18 protein-coding genes are annotated in these 14,717 nt (G+C 60.0%); 3 read left to right on the top strand and 15 right to left on the bottom strand.

Annotation, left to right across the window (positions count from 1 at the left end; translation table 11 throughout):
* Positions 1-44 precede the first annotated feature (44 nt).
* A complete protein-coding gene (locus tag FZZ92_RS12375; protein WP_226398437.1) occupies positions 45-701 on the top strand; it encodes a L,D-transpeptidase in 657 nt (218 codons plus the stop codon).
* Here the strand turns inward: FZZ92_RS12375 and hisIE are convergent.
* Positions 698-1,366 (bottom strand): bifunctional phosphoribosyl-AMP cyclohydrolase/phosphoribosyl-ATP diphosphatase HisIE, encoded by a 669-nt coding sequence (hisIE, locus tag FZZ92_RS12370; RefSeq protein ID WP_226406601.1) that lies wholly within the window; start codon positions 1,364-1,366, stop codon positions 698-700. The two genes, FZZ92_RS12375 and hisIE, sit on opposite strands and share 4 nt — an antisense overlap.
* A gap of 67 nt (positions 1,367-1,433) precedes the next feature.
* Between hisIE and FZZ92_RS12365 the strand changes: the two genes are divergently transcribed.
* Complete coding sequence (locus tag FZZ92_RS12365; protein WP_226406603.1) at positions 1,434-1,910, top strand: 6-carboxytetrahydropterin synthase; 477 nt, start codon at positions 1,434-1,436, stop codon at positions 1,908-1,910.
* Here the strand turns inward: FZZ92_RS12365 and clpB are convergent.
* The gene (gene clpB, locus FZZ92_RS12360) at positions 1,896-4,484 is read right to left on the bottom strand and encodes an ATP-dependent chaperone ClpB (RefSeq protein ID WP_226398440.1); all 2,589 of its coding nucleotides are present in this window, start codon (positions 4,482-4,484) and stop codon (positions 1,896-1,898) included. The two genes, FZZ92_RS12365 and clpB, sit on opposite strands and share 15 nt — an antisense overlap.
* Before the next feature lie 144 nt (positions 4,485-4,628).
* Between clpB and FZZ92_RS12355 the strand changes: the two genes are divergently transcribed.
* On the top strand, positions 4,629-4,838 hold the full coding sequence (locus FZZ92_RS12355) for a hypothetical protein (protein WP_115023525.1): 210 nt from the start codon (positions 4,629-4,631) through the stop codon (positions 4,836-4,838).
* A gap of 61 nt (positions 4,839-4,899) precedes the next feature.
* On the opposite strand, the gene FZZ92_RS12350 is transcribed toward FZZ92_RS12355, so the two are convergent.
* The 13 genes from FZZ92_RS12350 to FZZ92_RS12290 form a co-directional block, all read right to left on the bottom strand.
* The gene (locus tag FZZ92_RS12350) at positions 4,900-5,178 is read right to left on the bottom strand and encodes a hypothetical protein (protein ID WP_226398441.1); all 279 of its coding nucleotides are present in this window, start codon (positions 5,176-5,178) and stop codon (positions 4,900-4,902) included.
* A 19-nt stretch (positions 5,179-5,197) separates the two neighbouring features.
* Positions 5,198-5,593: a hypothetical protein gene (locus FZZ92_RS12345; RefSeq protein ID WP_226398442.1), complete on the bottom strand. Its 396-nt coding sequence runs from the start codon at positions 5,591-5,593 to the stop codon at positions 5,198-5,200.
* Positions 5,593-5,850 carry a Nif11-like leader peptide family natural product precursor gene (locus FZZ92_RS12340; protein ID WP_226398443.1) on the bottom strand — a complete coding sequence of 86 codons (258 nt, stop codon included), beginning with the start codon at positions 5,848-5,850 and terminating at the stop codon, positions 5,593-5,595. Before FZZ92_RS12340 ends, FZZ92_RS12345 begins: the two co-directional genes overlap by 1 nt.
* A 5-nt stretch (positions 5,851-5,855) precedes the next feature.
* Positions 5,856-6,215, bottom strand: coding sequence for a c-type cytochrome (locus FZZ92_RS12335; protein ID WP_226423325.1), 360 nt, complete (start codon positions 6,213-6,215; stop codon positions 5,856-5,858).
* Positions 6,216-6,347: 132 nt separating this feature from the next.
* The gene (gene petE / locus FZZ92_RS12330) at positions 6,348-6,707 is read right to left on the bottom strand and encodes a plastocyanin (protein WP_186571870.1); all 360 of its coding nucleotides are present in this window, start codon (positions 6,705-6,707) and stop codon (positions 6,348-6,350) included.
* Positions 6,708-6,714: 7 nt separating this feature from the next.
* On the bottom strand, positions 6,715-7,734 hold the full coding sequence (locus tag FZZ92_RS12325; protein ID WP_226398445.1) for an NAD(P)-dependent oxidoreductase: 1,020 nt from the start codon (positions 7,732-7,734) through the stop codon (positions 6,715-6,717).
* Positions 7,731-8,789: a uroporphyrinogen decarboxylase gene (gene hemE / locus FZZ92_RS12320; protein ID WP_226398446.1), complete on the bottom strand. Its 1,059-nt coding sequence runs from the start codon at positions 8,787-8,789 to the stop codon at positions 7,731-7,733. Before hemE ends, FZZ92_RS12325 begins: the two co-directional genes overlap by 4 nt.
* An 81-nt stretch (positions 8,790-8,870) precedes the next feature.
* Complete coding sequence (glgB, locus tag FZZ92_RS12315; protein ID WP_226398447.1) at positions 8,871-11,168, bottom strand: 1,4-alpha-glucan branching protein GlgB; 2,298 nt, start codon at positions 11,166-11,168, stop codon at positions 8,871-8,873.
* Between the two features lie 60 nt (positions 11,169-11,228).
* Entirely contained in the window at positions 11,229-11,939 is a 711-nt protein-coding gene (locus FZZ92_RS12310) for a DUF3887 domain-containing protein (protein WP_226398448.1), read from the bottom strand.
* 10 nt (positions 11,940-11,949) lie between these two features.
* Positions 11,950-13,554, bottom strand: a complete 1,605-nt coding sequence (locus tag FZZ92_RS12305; protein ID WP_226398449.1) for a CocE/NonD family hydrolase — start codon at positions 13,552-13,554, stop codon at positions 11,950-11,952.
* The gene (locus FZZ92_RS12300) at positions 13,544-13,825 is read right to left on the bottom strand and encodes a hypothetical protein (RefSeq protein WP_226423324.1); all 282 of its coding nucleotides are present in this window, start codon (positions 13,823-13,825) and stop codon (positions 13,544-13,546) included. Before FZZ92_RS12300 ends, FZZ92_RS12305 begins: the two co-directional genes overlap by 11 nt.
* A 46-nt stretch (positions 13,826-13,871) precedes the next feature.
* On the bottom strand, positions 13,872-14,273 hold the full coding sequence (locus tag FZZ92_RS12295; RefSeq protein WP_226398451.1) for a DUF4332 domain-containing protein: 402 nt from the start codon (positions 14,271-14,273) through the stop codon (positions 13,872-13,874).
* A complete protein-coding gene (locus tag FZZ92_RS12290) occupies positions 14,273-14,710 on the bottom strand; it encodes a Ycf51 family protein (RefSeq protein ID WP_166016685.1) in 438 nt (145 codons plus the stop codon). Before FZZ92_RS12290 ends, FZZ92_RS12295 begins: the two co-directional genes overlap by 1 nt.
* Between the last annotated feature and the right edge of the window lie 7 nt (positions 14,711-14,717).

The raw sequence follows: 14,717 nt of genomic DNA, 5'->3' as shown, positions 1-14,717 counted from the left end.
TCGACATCCGGGCGCGGCATGCTGCTCGCATTCGAGGTCAATGCATGGATCTGATCCGTTCTTTGGTGATGGCTGGCGTGCTCGTCAGCCTTGTGGGTTGCCGTTCTGACACCAGTTCGTTTCTGCAGGACCCACAGATTCGTGAACCGATTCGGATCCAGCTGAATGGCAGCAATCCCATCGCCAGTGAAGGTGTGTTGGATCGTGCTGAGGGCCCTTTGCGTTTCACCGTCGGCCATGGGCGCCATGGCATTGGCTGTGAAGGCACCACCTTTGAAGAGGGTGTCACTCCGCTCGGAACGTTTCAGGTCAACGCCATCCTCAGCAACGACCGCTTCGAGATGGACCCCTCACTGGTGGAGCAATCAGGAAAAACGGAGGAGGAGCTGCGCGAGACCCTCTTCACCAACATGAATTCCATCGACTTCAAAGGTGATGGGGAAACCGGTGAATACGGCATCGGCTACATCAGTCTGGCTCCTGTTCCGGCAACCGAGCAGCCCTTTCGCTTCAACACCTACGACGGCGTCTTTCGCTGGTACAGCTTTGCCATTCACGGCACCAACGACGAGACCAGGATCGGCAAGGCGGTGACTGGAGGTTGCATCAACACCGGTCAGCTCACCATGGGGGTGCTCTTGGACACGGTGGAGCTCGGCGATGAAGTGGTGATCAGCAGCGACAGCCCCTGCTTGCCTTAATGCCGGCGCGGGGCACCCCGTCGCGCCGCCAGTACTTCCTGAACTTTCCTCCAGCTGACACCGTGATGGGCCAGGGCGACCTGCATGTGGAAGACGATGTCAGCGGCCTCACCCGCAATCTCGTCGGCATTGTCGTCTTTGCAGGCCATCACGAACTCAGCGCTTTCCTCGCCAATCTTCTTGAGGATGCTGTTGTCTCCCCCCGCCAGCAGCTTGTTGGTGTAACTGCCCTGCTCCGGTTGGTCACGTCTTCCCTCGATCACTCGGAACAGTTCGGTGCAGGCATCCGTTGGCGGCAGCAGAGCTGCTGTTCCACCAGGAGTTCTTTCGTCACTGTTCTCGAAGAAACAGCTGCGGGCACCGGTGTGGCATGCCACATCCCCGGTCTGCTCGATCGTCACCAACAGCACGTCGGCATCACAGTCGTAGCGGATCTCACGCATTGTCTGGATGTGACCGCTGGTGGCACCCTTGTGCCAGAGCTCCTGGCGTGAGCGGCTCCAGTAATGCACTTCACCGCTGCGCAGGGTCGCTTCGATCGCTTCCCGGTTCATCCAGGCCACCATCAGCACAGCCCCGTCCAGCCAGTCCTGCGCCACAGCTGGAATCAGCCCCGCTTCGTTAAAACGGAGTTGGTCAATGAAGGCGGGGCTGAGGGGCTGCATCAGGCCTCGGACATTCGGGCAACGCCTGAATCTTCCCGCAGCGTGCTCCATTCAGCGTTTCCCCCCCTTGCTCGTTTCTCCGACCCCTTACAGCTGCAGCAAAGCCTTCAGCGGATATCCCTGCTGTCATCGGCAGTGGCGTCACGAAGGACATTGCCGCTTCGTGCATGGCTACAGCCGCAGTTTCATCCTCTGGTTCGCCGCAACGGAGCTGGATTCCTGCGGTTTTGTCGTTGATTTCTCCAGCCTGCGCCCTTTCGAACAACAGCTGCGGCAGCAGTTTGACCACACCTTTCTGGTTAATGCCGATGATCCTCTGCTGGCGGAATGGCAGCGGCTGCACGACCTCGGGGCCCTGGATCTCCGCGTGATGGAGAACGTGGGCATGGAGGCGACGGCGGCCTTGATCTGGACCTGGGCCAACGAGCTGCTGCAAGAGCGCGATAGCGGTCGCACCTGTTGCTATGCCGTGGAGGCGCGGGAGAACAGCAGCAATGCAGCCAATTACAGCGCGGTTCCCCCATGGTTCTCAGCGCAGAGCTAACTGGTCGGCCTCCAGCTCCACGCTGATCGCCTGCCCCTCGCCGTAACGACCCGCCAGGATCGCCTTGGCAATGGGTGTCTCAAGTTCCCGTTGAACAGCCCGTTTCAGTGGTCGTGCCCCGTACACAGGGTCATACCCAGCACTGGCGAGCCAGTCGGCGGCCCCGTCACTCAGGTTGAGCTCCAGCTTGCGGTCAGCCAGCCGCTTGCGTAGGCGTTCCACCTGGAGGGTGACGATCTGGCGCAGCTCCTCCCGCCTGAGGCTGTGGAAGATGATCTGATCGTCCAGACGATTGAGAAATTCCGGCCGGAAATGGGCCCGGAGAGCTTCATTCACCCTGGCTTCCATCGCTTCATGCTGCTCGGGATCAGCGGCCAGCTCCAGGATCGATTGGCTGCCGATGTTGCTGGTGAGAATCAGCACCGTGTTGGTGAAGTCCACGGTGCGGCCTTGCCCATCGGTGACGCGGCCGTCATCGAGGATTTGCAGCATCACGTTGAAGACATCGGGGTGGGCTTTCTCTACCTCGTCGAACAGGATCACGGCGTAGGGCCGACGACGCACCGCTTCGGTGAGCTGGCCCCCTGCTTCGTAACCCACATAGCCTGGGGGCGCACCGATCAAACGACTGACGGTGTGCTTCTCCATGTACTCCGACATGTCGATGCGCACCATCGCGTCATCGCTGTCGAACAGCCGGTTGGCGAGTGCTTTGGAGAGTTCGGTCTTGCCAACACCGGTGGGGCCGAGAAAGAGAAAGCTGGCGATGGGGCGGTTCGGGTCGCTCAGGCCTGCCCTGGATCGTTGGATCGCATCCGCCACCGCGGTGACGGCCTGGTTCTGGCCGATCACCCGCTGATGCAAGTCATCCTCCAGCTGCAGCAGCTTCTCCATTTCGCTCTGCACCAGCCGCGCCACGGGGATCCCGGTCCACTTGGCGATCACCTCGGCAATGTCGTCTTCACTCACCTCCTCCCGCAGCAAGCCTTTCTCACCAGGCTCCTCCGAGGCGATCTGGGCTTCCTGCTCGAGCAACTGCTTCTGCAGGGAGGCCAAGGTGCCGTATTCCAGTTCCGCCGCTTTGTTGAGGTCGTAGCTGCGCTTGGCTTGTTCCACCTGCAGCTGCACCCGTTCGATCTCTTCTTTAAGCGACGAGAGCTCGTCGATGGCGCCTTTCTCCTGCTGCCACTGGGCATTCAGCGAACTTTGCTGTTCGCCCAGTTCCGCCAGTTCCCGTTCGATCCGTTGCAGCCGTTCCTGGCTGGCACTGTCGGATTCACGGCCGAGGGAGAGCTTTTCCATCTCCAGCTGCAGGATCTTGCGATCGATTTCATCGATCTCCTCAGGTTTGGAGGTGATCTCCATCTTCAGGCGCGCGGCGGATTCATCCACCAGATCGATCGCTTTGTCGGGCAAAAAGCGGTCAGCGATGTAGCGGCTGCTCAAGACAGCAGCAGCCACCAGGGCACTGTCGGCAATGCGGACGCCGTGGTGCACCTCATAGCGCTCTTTCAGACCCCGCAGGATGGAAATCGTGTCTTCCACCGTGGGTTGATCCACCAACACTTGCTGGAAGCGTCGCTCCAGGGCAGGGTCCTTTTCGATGTGCTGTCGATGCTCATCAAGGGTGGTGGCACCGATGCAGCGGAGTTCTCCCCGGGCCAGCATCGGTTTGAGCAGGTTGCTGGCGTCCATGGCTCCACCGGTGGCTCCTGCGCCCACCACCGTGTGGATTTCATCGATGAACAGCACGATCTGGCCTTCGGAGGAGGTGACCTCCTTGAGCACAGCTTTGAGGCGTTCCTCAAACTCGCCTCGGTATTTCGCTCCAGCGATCAGGGCCCCCATGTCGAGGGCGATGAGCTGACGATTCTGCAAGGCCTGCGGTACGTCACCGTTGACGATCCGCTGTGCCAGTCCCTCCACAATTGCGGTTTTGCCAACCCCCGGTTCGCCAATCAACACGGGGTTGTTCTTGGTGCGTCGGCTGAGGATCTGGATCGTGCGTCGGATCTCCTCGTCCCGCCCGATCACCGGGTCTAGCTTGCCGTCACGGGCAGCTGCCGTCAGGTCCCTCCCATACTTTTCGAGGGATTCATAGGTTCCCTCTGGGTTCTGATCGGTCACCGTCTGGTTGCCTCGCACAGCAGTAATGGCTTCTTTGAGTTTGGTGGTATCAACGCCCGCTTGGCTGAGCAGTTGCCTTCCGCAGCGTTCATCGTCCGACAAGGCCAGCAACAGATGTTCGATAGCGATGTAGCTGTCGCTGAATCCATCACGGGCTGTTTCTGCTCGATCCAGGCAGCTGTTCAGGGAACGTCCCAGAAAGACTGATTCCGGTGGAGATCCAAGGCTGGGTTGCTGCTTGAGATGGGTCTCGACCGACGCTTGGAAATTGGCGACGTCGACACCTGCTTTGCTCAGAATTCGGCCAGCCAGACCGTTCTGCTGCAGAAGAGCCAGCAGCAGATGCTCCGTTTCAAGGTGCTGATGTTTGCTGGTTTGCGCCAGTTGCTGGGCGGCGACGATGGCGGCCCAGGCTTTTTCAGTGAACTGTTCCGCCGTGGGTTGCATCTCTGATGCGCTTCAAACTCCGTTCACCGTATGGCGATTGATGCGAGGCCCGAGGGGGCAAACCGAAGGATTCGGTTGGGTGCTCTCACCAGGGGGCGGCAAACCGGAATGGGTTTTTAGAGTTCGCCGAACTGAGAAGGGCCGATGTCTGATCCACAGCTGGTGGAGTCTCTCGTCCAGAAGAGTTTGGCGCTGTCGTCGACAGCTGGCGGAGAGCTGGAGCGCAGCTGTTGGATGGTCGTCCATGAGCACCATCACGGGGTGAAGCCGACGGAGTACGACATCCGCGAGATTGACGAAGACCTCTACCTCGGTGTGCTGAAGGCTGCCAAACAGGCCCATCCCGCTTCGTGAGATTCAGTCTCATTCAGGGTCTGATTTGGCGTGTCAGGACGTGCGCTGAGTTGATGCTTGATCAACCGTTGAGGAGCTGCCTCAGCAATGCACGGTGAGCGTTTTCGGCCTCAATCGTCTCTCGCATCTCCTTGGGAAGACGGGCTTCCAGGATGTCCTGCTTTTTCATCTCCGTGGCGTAGCGACTTTTGAAGTCGCTGAAGTTGTTCAGGTAGGCCGTCGCGATCTCTGGGGTGAAGGCAATGACCTCAAGTGCGTGTTTGAAGTGGAGGTAGGAGACGGTCCAGGCGACCAGTTCCTCAAAACTCTCTAGGCCCAGGGGGTTGTCGGGAAGCGTCATTGGGTCGTGGTCGGTTGGTTCAGCCGAAACCCTCGGCCTTGGCTTGGTCGGTCAGCCCCCGCAATTGACCGTTGAGCAGTGCATCGCGCTCGCGGTCAGCCCCCACATGGGGTGCAACTTCCACCCCTGCGACCTGCATGGCCTGCATGGCGTCTGCTTCCTCTGCTGATCCTGTTTCGCTGCTGAGGTAGCGCTCCACAGTGGCTGCGCCGGTGGCATCCGCTGCGAAGTACACCGTTCCCGGGCCGCGGCGCACGACGGTTTGACGTCGCTGCCTTCGGCGTTGTTGCACGCTCGCCCAGAGCCGGCCTTGATTGGCGGTCATGAAGGCGTTCAGATCGGCGGCATCGGTGTCTTCGGCCAGAGCCATGCTGGTGCCATCAATGAAATCACTGAGCAGGGTGACAACGGCCATCAGGACGGTGTTGATTGAGACGGTCTTGATTGAGAGGGTGGTGATTGAAAGGAGCGTTGGATCCTGCTGGTTTCAAACCAGCGAGTGATGGCTGATTCCTGAGCATCGTCGCTGAGATCTCGCTGGATAACGTCGAAGCCATGGCGCTGGGCCAGGGCCAGTAATTCGATGTCATCGCTGCAACGCGCAGCATCGCGTCGCAATCCCTGGTGATGCTCGATCGCCCGCAGAAAATCTTGAAGAGCTTCACGACTCATCGCACTTACCAGCCCAATTCAGCCCGTTGTTCGACGTAGGTGGCCACCGCAATGATCTCCTCTTCACTCAGTTTGTCGGCATAGCCGGGCATTGCATTGAGGCCATCCTCGATTTCGTGCTCAAGAGCCTCCAAAGGGGCGCTCGTATAGGCCTCGACGTGGTTGCTCAAGTCGCTGATCTTCAGCGTGCGTTTGGCGCTGATCACATTGCCGCCTCCCATGTGACAGGCCGCGCAGTTGCTGTTGAAAATCTGCTCGCCTTGCCCAAAGGCTGATGTGTCAATCGCCATCGCCGGGGCTGACAGCAGATCAGTCGAACCGACGATCATCAAGAGCGTCAGGATCAGGCCTGCAGCGCGTGCCATCAAAATCCGTCCAATACTCCAAGGTATCCATCGTTTCTGGCAAAAAAAAGAACCCTGAGCTGTGATTGACACACAGCTCAGGGTTTTCAATTCAATTGGGATGAAACCTTAATTTCTAGAGAAATTTTGGAATCACTCGACGATCACTTTGCCGACCATGCCAGCACCACGGTGGGGCTCGCAGTAGTAGTCGTAGGTGCCAGCAGTAGCGAAGGTTTCTTCCCAGGATTCGCCGGGGTTGAAGGCGAGATCGGAGTGGCTGTACTCATCGTTGCCTTCGAAGACAGCGTTATGAGGTGCCAATTTGTTGTTGACAAACTTGACGGTGTCGCCTGCCTTGATGTTTACGGTTGCAGGCTCGAAAGCGAGCATGCCGGCGTCGGTGCCTAGCTTCACTTCAACGGTGGCAGCTTGAGCTGTGCCGACGTTGAGGCCGATCAGCATCAGGAAGGCGCAGCAAGCAGCTGCAACGGTGCGGATGACGGAGCGCATGAAAGAGCTATGTCGATCCAGCAATTTTACGCTCTGCTCTGGGGGTTCCGCGGTTGGGCAATCCGGAATCACAAAGAACTGTTGCTAAGTCGGGAGCATGGCTGCTGCCACCGAAGCGTTCCGGCTGCGTCACCGGGTCATGAATGAAGTGTCGCTGGCGAATGCTGAATCGGTCCCAAGCGTTCACTTCAATGGGGAGAACGCGGATTAGCGTTTCAATCAGCCATGGCCAGAGCGGAATGCCTGGCGTGCGAGCAACACCGCGCCAGCGGCAGAGGGTGGCCACGGTGTCGTTCACTGAAATGGCTGGTTGACCCATGACCACGCGGCGCAGCGCCCCTTGACCGGGCTCACGGTTTGGCTCATGGGGATGTGTTGCCAACAGGCCGCAGATGCGGGCGATGTCTTCCGCATGGATGAAGTGGAAGCTCGCATCCACCCGCAGCCAACGGGCCAGCCACAGCCAACGGCTCACTTCAACCAAGCCTTCGGTGAGATAGCTGGTGGGGAAGGGGCTGGTGCCATCGACCCGTCCGCCAAACACCAAGGTGGGAAACACGGCGATGATTTTGCTGGCCAGGGGGTGCTCTTCCAGATCCCTGAGGCAGCGGGCCTTGGTTTGGATGTATTCCGTGCCGTAGGCCAGCGCTTCCGGCAGTGGACGTAGGTGCCGGTCGAGCACGCTGGCCGTTGAGAAATAGATGACCTGTTCCAGCTTGGCTGGATCCAGAAGCTCAAGCATCCGCTTCACGGCCACCACATTCACCTGTTCGGCCCGCTCGGGATCACCCCAGGCTGTGGCGGTGTGGATCACCCGGTTGATTGTTGCCAGCTCATGGGCAAACCGGTCTGTGTCCCGAAGATCCCCCACCAGAAGGCGGATGCGGGGGTGGTCTGCAGGAACAGCATTGAGCTTGGCGGGGTCCCTCAGCCAGAGAAGCAACTCTGCCTCGGAATTCTCCAGCAGCCAGCGGGAGACGTACTGACCGACGCAGCCGCTGGCGCCGGTCACCAGGATGCGGGTCAAACGGCAGCCCCGAGACGGTCCATCACGCTCTTGCCGGAGCGGAAGAAGGCTTCACCGTTCTCCTCGGGAGTTCCCGGCAGGATTCCATGGCCCAGATTGAGGATGTGCTTGCGACCGCGGGCCTTGCGGACGCAGTCATCGATGCGAGCCTCGATCGCCTCTGGGGTGCCGAACAGCAGGCCGGGGTCCACATTGCCCTGAACACCGATGTGCTCCGGCAATCGCGCCAGGGCTTCCGCCATGTCCACCGTCCAATCCAGCGAAATGATGTCGACGCCGGTGTTGGCCATCCGCTCGAGAACACCTGCGCTACCGGAGATGTAGAGGATGAAGGGGGTATCAGGGTGCGTCTGCTTGACCAGATCCACCACTTTTTTCTGATAGGGCGCAGCAAAGGTGTCGTAGTCAGCAGGGCTCAGCTGGCCAGCCCAGGAATCAAACATCTGCACCACCTGTGCACCGGAATCAATCTGGTAACGCAGGTAATTGGCGATCGACTCAGCGAAGTGGTCGAGCAGCTTGTGAAGGATGTCGGGCTCGCGGAAGGCCATGGCCTTGATCACCGCGTAGTTCTTGCTGCTCTTGCCCTCCACCACGTAGGCGGCGAGGGTCCAGGGGGCACCGACGAAACCAAGAACAGCCGCCTCGTTTCCAACGCTTTGGCGGAGACGTCCCAGAACTTCGCCCACGAAGGGCATCGACTCGGCTGGGTTCAGCGGGTGCAGGGCATCCACCTGGGCCATGCTTCGGATGGGGTCGCCAATTTGGGGGCCTTTGCTCTCAATGATGTCGAAGTCAATCCCCATCCCCGGTAGGGGCGTGAGGATGTCGGAGAACAGGATCACCCCGTCAGGCTTGAAGGCATGAAACGGCTGCATCGAGATCTCATAGGAGAGATCAGGGTTTTCGGACCGCTCACGGAAGCTGGGGTACTTGTCACGTAGGTCCCGGTAGATCTTCATGTAGCGCCCGGCCTGGCGCATCATCCAAACCGGAGGACGCTCCACCGATTCACCTCGCGCAGCACGCAGGAGCAGGGGTAAAGAGTCGCTCATCAAGCCCGGTCAGGTCAGCCGAAAACTTACCTGAATCAAAGGCTCCACTAGCGCTTCACCCCCTAATAGTCATCACCTTCGTCACAGGATGTTGTCAGGGTCGCTGCTACTGAGGCTGCGTTTCGGGTCGTGCTTGAACACCACCAGGCTCAGCGGTGGCAGGCAGAGATCCAGGGAGTTCTCATAGCCATGGATGCCCCACTCTTCCGTCGGTTTGCCGCCCATGTTGCCGAGGTTGCTGCCGCCGTATTTGGCCGCATCGGAGTTGAAGATCTCCTCGTAGAAGCCCGCGAGCGGAACGCCCACGCGGTAGTTGGAGTGGCTTTGGGGAGTGAAGTTCGCCACCACCACGAGCCAGGTGCCGCTGCTGCTCTCCCGACGCATGAAGCTGATGACGGAATGGCGGTTGTCATTGCAGTCGATCCACTGGAAGCCGAACTGGTCGAAGTCGTCACGCCAGAGGGCCGGTTCCGCCTTGTAGAGAACGTTGAGGTCATCCACCAGTCGCTGGATGCCTTTGTGAGGTTCGTAGTTGAGCAGATCCCACTCCAGATCCCCCCAAACGTTCCATTCGGCCCGCTGGCCGAATTCCATCCCCATAAAGATCGTCTTCTTGCCGGGGTGCGTCCACATGTAGGCCAGCAAAGCCCTTGTGTTGGCGTACTTCTGCCAGTCATCTCCTGGCATTTTGTGCAGGAGATGGCTTTTGCCGTGCACCACTTCATCGTGGCTCAGCGCCAACATGAAGTTCTCGGTGTAGGTGTACCAGATCGAGAAGGTGATGTTGTTCTGATGGAACTGGCGGAACCACGGGTCCAGCTCGAAGTAATCGAGCATGTCGTGCATCCAACCCATGTTCCATTTGAGGTTGAATCCGAGCCCTCCGATGTCCGTTGGCTGCGTCACCATCGGCCAGGTTGTTGATTCCTCCGCAATGGAGAGTGCCCCGGGGTAGTGCTGGAACAGCACGTGGTTGGCTTGCTGGAGGAAGCGGACCGCCTCGGTGTTCTCCCGCCCGCCGTTCTCATTCGGGAGCCATTCCCCATCGGGACGCAGGTAGTCGCGATAAAGCATCGAGGCCACCGCATCCACACGAATGCCATCGATGTGGAATTGCTCGAACCAGAAGATCAGATTGGCAACAAGGAAGTTGCGAACCTCATTGCGGCTGTAGTTGAAGATCAGGGTGCCCCATTCCTTGTGTTCCCCGATCCGTGGATCGCTGTGTTCGTAAAGGTGTGCACCATCGAAGAAAGCAAGGCCATGGGCATCCTTCGGGAAATGGCCGGGAACCCAATCGATGATCACCCCGATCCCTTCGGCGTGGCAGCGATCCACGAAGGCCCGGAATTCATCAGGCGTTCCGTAGCGGCTGGTGGGGGCGTACCAACCCGTCACCTGATAGCCCCACGACCCATCGAAGGGGTGCTCGGTGATCGGCATCACCTCGATGTGGGTGAATCCCCTCTCCTTGACGTAGGGAATCAGGCGATCGGCGAGCTCGGCATAGGTGAGGAGGCGAGCACCGGGCTTCATATCCGCCGCAGGAACCGGTTTGCGCGGGGTCCCGTCGGGTTGAATCCACGGCTCCTCCGCTGAGGCGTGGATCCAGCTGCCCAGGTGCATTTCGTACACCGAGATGGGTTGATCGAGCGCGTTGCTGCTGTCGCGCTTCTGCATCCACTCCTGGTCGTCCCAGCTGTATCCGTTCAGGCGGGCCACCACGGAGCTGTTGTCCGGGCGGACTTCGTGCTGGAAACCGTAGGGGTCAGCCTTTTGGTAGCAGTGGCCGTCCTGGGTGCGGATTTCGTATTTGTAGAGATGGCCTTCATTGAGTCCGGGAACGAACAATTCCCAGATGCCACCGAGACGCTGTTGCATGGGGTGGTGGCGTCCGTCCCAGGAGTTCAGATCTCCGATGACTGAGACGCTCAGAGCGTTGGGAGCCCAAAGGCAGAACATCACACCCGTGATGCCTTCTCGCTCGGTGAGGTGGGCACCCATCTTTTGCCAGATGTGGTGATGGTTGCCCTCAGCAAACAGGTGGCGATCCATTTCGCCCATCCATTCACCACGGAAGGCCCAGGGATCGTGCTGTTCGTGAACGATGCCGCCTCGTTCGACTCGGACCCGGTAGTCCAGGCCAGGGTCCTTGCCGATCTCTGCCTCAAACACCCAGGGGTGGTTCGGCGTGGTCATGGCGATTTGTTCGCCAGCCACCAGCAGGGTCACGCTTTGGGCCTCTGGCATCCACATCCGCACGGTCCAACCCTGATCTGAGGGCTGGGGACCGAGCACCGCGAACGGGTGGTCATGGCGACAATTCGCCAACCGTTCGCCGTCCTGCACCATCCAGTCGAGGACTGCGGCGACACCCATGGGAGACCTAAGAATTGGGCGCGATGTTAAGCCTGATTTACGAAACAAATCCGCTGATCTTCAGACGAAGTCCCTGGAAATGTCGACGTTGATGATCCGACCACGTTCGTCGAAGATCACAAACAAGTTTGATGTGGCCTTGCCGAAGGCAACAGCTACGAGGACGAGTTGCTGATCCCCCCCCTGGTGGGCGATTACAGCGTCCTTGACCTTGCGGAAACCACCAGCGACTCGGCTGAGCTTGGTCCACTTGCGTTCCAGGTCTCCAGGAGCCAGCTCTTCCTGAAGTTGCAAGGACATCTTGGACCTTGCGGCAATCCAACGGCCTGCCGCAAGGTCCCGGGTGAATTCCAGCGCTGTTGTTTCGATGGGTTGGATCTGATCGGTCCACTTCCAGGCGAGCAGCTTGCCGTCCTCGTCCAGCACCATCAGCATCCCTTCGTCACCGGATGCGGTGGTCACGACAGCGTCAATCGTGGTCGTGTTGTAGCCGGGAATCACGCTGACAATGCGGCTCGCTTCGATGGCTACGCGTTGGTCAAGGCGAGCCTGGACGGTCTTGACATCAACACTGGTCTGGACTGGAGCGGCTAGGGCGCCATGCATCACGTTCCCTTGGCGTTCCTTCAGAGCCTCCAGCAGGACTTCAGCGGCCGCTGTTGCCTGGGCTGGTGTGAGTTCAGTCCTGGTTAGCTCCTCCGCTGCTGCGGGACTGATCAACCCCATCGGGGCTGACAGAGCGATGGCCAGCAGGGCAGCAGAGAGCTTCAAAGCACAAACATCAGTCGAGCTTCAGTCTGCCGGAGGTAAAGGGGTTCAGCTGCAGGGTGGAGTCAGCAAGCTCGAGTGTCAGCGTCACCACACGATGCTCCTGGCTTGGTGCTCCGCAGGGCACGCCGTCGTGCCCAGGGTTGACGCCAATGGCAGGCCACGCTGCTGCTGCGATTGAGATCCGCAAGCGATCTCCCTGAGCCAGTGCGGCCTGAAGGGGTTGAAGGGTCACGTTGCGGATCGCTGATGTCAGCGCCTCTTCCCCTCGTACTCGCAGGACGCCCGTACTCAGTTGCTCAACTGTGTTGCCGTCAGCAGGCAGGCGCGACAGGCTGATGCAGAGATCAAACCCTGGCTGGTCTGCTTGGGCGTTCAGCAGCAGCAACGGCTGACCCGACAGCAGCAGTTCAGCCCCCAAAGGTTCAGAGGTGAATGTTGCGACATCGCTGCGTTGATCAACCGCATACCGGTCAACGGGGCCAGGGGTTGTTCCGAGGTGTCCACCAATGGCTGGAACCGGTCGCCAGGGGTCATGAACGATGCTTACGCCGCCCTCTCCCTCTCCATCCGTCACGAGCGCACCGTCGTGTGGATCGATGCAGGACAGTCCCTGGCTGCGCAGTCCCCATGAGATCGCTTCGACCGCGTCTGGTGCGGGGATGGCGTCCCAGTGATGGTGCGTGATGTTCCAGAGCTGGCTGGTTGGCGCCGGCTTCAGTGGTGGTCGATCCTGTAAGTGCTCTTGGAAGAACTGCAGCAAGAGCTGCTGGGTTTCCGGCCACCACTGCAGGTGGGAGGCCGGTCCGATATGGAGTGATGGCTGACCTCCAGCGGCTTGGCTGCGACACCAGAGGTCGAGAAGGCCTACCAAATGCGGGTCCCACCATCCGCCGATTAACAGCATCGGGCGTTGGAGCCAGTTCACGGGGGGGTGATGAACCGTCCATTGCTGCTCCTGGGCCGGGTCGCTTTGCAACCATCTCCAAGCCATGCCATCGGGGTCATGGCGTTCCAGCAGTGCAGGCCCGTCCCGCAGGTAACGGTTGTCTTCCAGGCTTCTGCGGATCTCCAGCCATGCCGTTGCATCACCGCGTCGCTGTGCCTGAAGAGCGGCGAGCTGGAGCCCCCAGCCGAGTCCAAGGTGCCACCAGTGGGCACCTCCTTCACAACTCCAGTGGCGACGTTCGTCCAGTCCGGTCATCGCCGGTGTTGTGCAATCCGGTGGCGGCGTGGATTCAGCTGCGGTGAGCTGGGTTAATCCCTGATACGAAAACCCGTAGGCCCCAAGGCGGCCATTGCACTCCGGCAGTTGGCGAACCCAGGCGTGGGTGGCGGTGGTGTCGGCCGCTTCCTGACCAAATCCCCCGAAGCTGCCCTCAGATTCCCCTTGACCTCGCACGTCTTGAACGACGACTAGGAATCCATGGGAGGCCCACCACGTTGGATGGGCGTAGGTGACCGTTGAGGCGATGCGGCTTCCATAGGGTTGCCGCATCAGCAAGGCAGGCCAGGGTCCGCCATGGCTGGGGTGCCAAAGCCTCGACTGCAGCACGACGCCATCAGGAAGCGTCAGCGCCGCATGGCGGCAGTGAACTCCATTGGTCTCAGCGGACATCGGGGCAATGCATCCCCACGACGTAGGTCACCAGGATTTCCGCATCCTGAAAGTTCAGGTTCTGACTTGTGGCGACCTTGCGGGTGGCTTTCTTGGAGTAGGCCGATTGTCCGTTGTCGTTCATGTCCCGGAATGAACGACACATCGCCTTGGCTTTTTCAGGATTGCGTTTGACGCTGTTGAGCAAATCTGAATCAGCAGCACCCACAAGTGAGGGAGACCCGATCAGAGCCAAAGCAACCAGAGCTGTGCGCAGGGGAGACAACCTCATCAATTCTTCTTACGCAGGATTGGACAGCAAGTCAGGGCTCTTGGGGTCAGTTCGCAAGTTGTTTGGCGCGTCGGATCCAGTCGCCGGCCACCTTCAGATCCACGACGGCGGGCCTTTTGGTCCCGAGGCTGCGCTCCAGCCTGCCGGTCTGGCGTACGAGGCGCTCGGGGCTGCACGCCGCTAAAGCGGCTGGTGTGGCAATGCCGGCATGCATCAGCAGCGCGGCGTCCTGGGGGGGGAGATCCAACCCGCAGACCAAGTTCGCCATGCCCCGTAGCCGTTTGAGATTGCGGGCCGATGCCTGACCGCTGCGGGCCAGTTGGCTCAACTCCAGATCCGTGAGGTCGCGGATGGCCGACCAGTGGTTGATGCCAGCCTGATCAAGCTCCTTTTTTTCCCTGCGAAACGACTGGGGAAGCTCCTGAATCGTGTCGTTGAAGTTCGGCATCAACGAAAGGTCTTGCTGACCTCGCCAAGGATGACGGGGCGGCCCTGGCCGTCGCCTTCTGTCTGGATTCCCCGTAACCGCACCAGCACAGTGCTGCTGCTGCGGCCGGAGCCACGCAGGTTCCCTTCCAGTTGCTCCAGGGTGGCCTGGACTGTTGAAGGCGCTAGGTCGGTCGGAACCTGTGCCACGACCAGGTCGTTGCCGTTGTCGAACACGATCGGCGCCCGTACAGCGCCCTCCACCACCACGGGTGGTGTGTAGCTCACGCCGAATGCCCAGCAGCTGACCGCCAGCAACAGCGTGAAGCTGCTGACGCCGACCAGGCGAAAACGGATGCCCCAACGGGCGAGGAAGGCAACACCTGTCAGCACTCCCAGCCCAAGACCGGACCAGCCCAGCCAGGGAGCGGCAGTAAGCAGCAGCTGATCGAAGGACATGGGGTCT

This window comes from Synechococcus sp. MU1611 (assembly GCF_020514255.1).
GTDB lineage: Bacteria > Cyanobacteriota > Cyanobacteriia > PCC-6307 > Cyanobiaceae > Parasynechococcus.
Note: the sequence above shows the minus strand (reverse complement) of the source record. Positions and strands in the feature narration are given on the sequence as shown.

What these genes read in the sequence shown, in the direction of transcription:
- FZZ92_RS12375 (WP_226398437.1), top strand. Translation starts at nt 45, where the DNA reads ATGGATCTGATCCGTTCTTTGGTGATGGCTGGCGTGCTCGTCAGCCTT.
- hisIE (WP_226406601.1), bottom strand. Translation starts at nt 1,366, where the DNA reads ATGCAGCCCCTCAGCCCCGCCTTCATTGACCAACTCCGTTTTAACGAA.
- clpB (WP_226398440.1), bottom strand. Translation starts at nt 4,484, where the DNA reads ATGCAACCCACGGCGGAACAGTTCACTGAAAAAGCCTGGGCCGCCATC.
- FZZ92_RS12355 (WP_115023525.1), top strand. Translation starts at nt 4,629, where the DNA reads ATGTCTGATCCACAGCTGGTGGAGTCTCTCGTCCAGAAGAGTTTGGCG.
- FZZ92_RS12350 (WP_226398441.1), bottom strand. Translation starts at nt 5,178, where the DNA reads ATGACGCTTCCCGACAACCCCCTGGGCCTAGAGAGTTTTGAGGAACTG.
- FZZ92_RS12345 (WP_226398442.1), bottom strand. Translation starts at nt 5,593, where the DNA reads ATGGCCGTTGTCACCCTGCTCAGTGATTTCATTGATGGCACCAGCATG.
- FZZ92_RS12340 (WP_226398443.1), bottom strand. Translation starts at nt 5,850, where the DNA reads ATGAGTCGTGAAGCTCTTCAAGATTTTCTGCGGGCGATCGAGCATCAC.
- FZZ92_RS12335 (WP_226423325.1), bottom strand. Translation starts at nt 6,215, where the DNA reads ATGGCACGCGCTGCAGGCCTGATCCTGACGCTCTTGATGATCGTCGGT.
- petE (WP_186571870.1), bottom strand. Translation starts at nt 6,707, where the DNA reads ATGCGCTCCGTCATCCGCACCGTTGCAGCTGCTTGCTGCGCCTTCCTG.
- hemE (WP_226398446.1), bottom strand. Translation starts at nt 8,789, where the DNA reads ATGAGCGACTCTTTACCCCTGCTCCTGCGTGCTGCGCGAGGTGAATCG.
- glgB (WP_226398447.1), bottom strand. Translation starts at nt 11,168, where the DNA reads ATGGGTGTCGCCGCAGTCCTCGACTGGATGGTGCAGGACGGCGAACGG.
- FZZ92_RS12305 (WP_226398449.1), bottom strand. Translation starts at nt 13,554, where the DNA reads ATGTCCGCTGAGACCAATGGAGTTCACTGCCGCCATGCGGCGCTGACG.
- FZZ92_RS12300 (WP_226423324.1), bottom strand. Translation starts at nt 13,825, where the DNA reads ATGAGGTTGTCTCCCCTGCGCACAGCTCTGGTTGCTTTGGCTCTGATC.
- FZZ92_RS12295 (WP_226398451.1), bottom strand. Translation starts at nt 14,273, where the DNA reads ATGCCGAACTTCAACGACACGATTCAGGAGCTTCCCCAGTCGTTTCGC.
- FZZ92_RS12290 (WP_166016685.1), bottom strand. Translation starts at nt 14,710, where the DNA reads ATGTCCTTCGATCAGCTGCTGCTTACTGCCGCTCCCTGGCTGGGCTGG.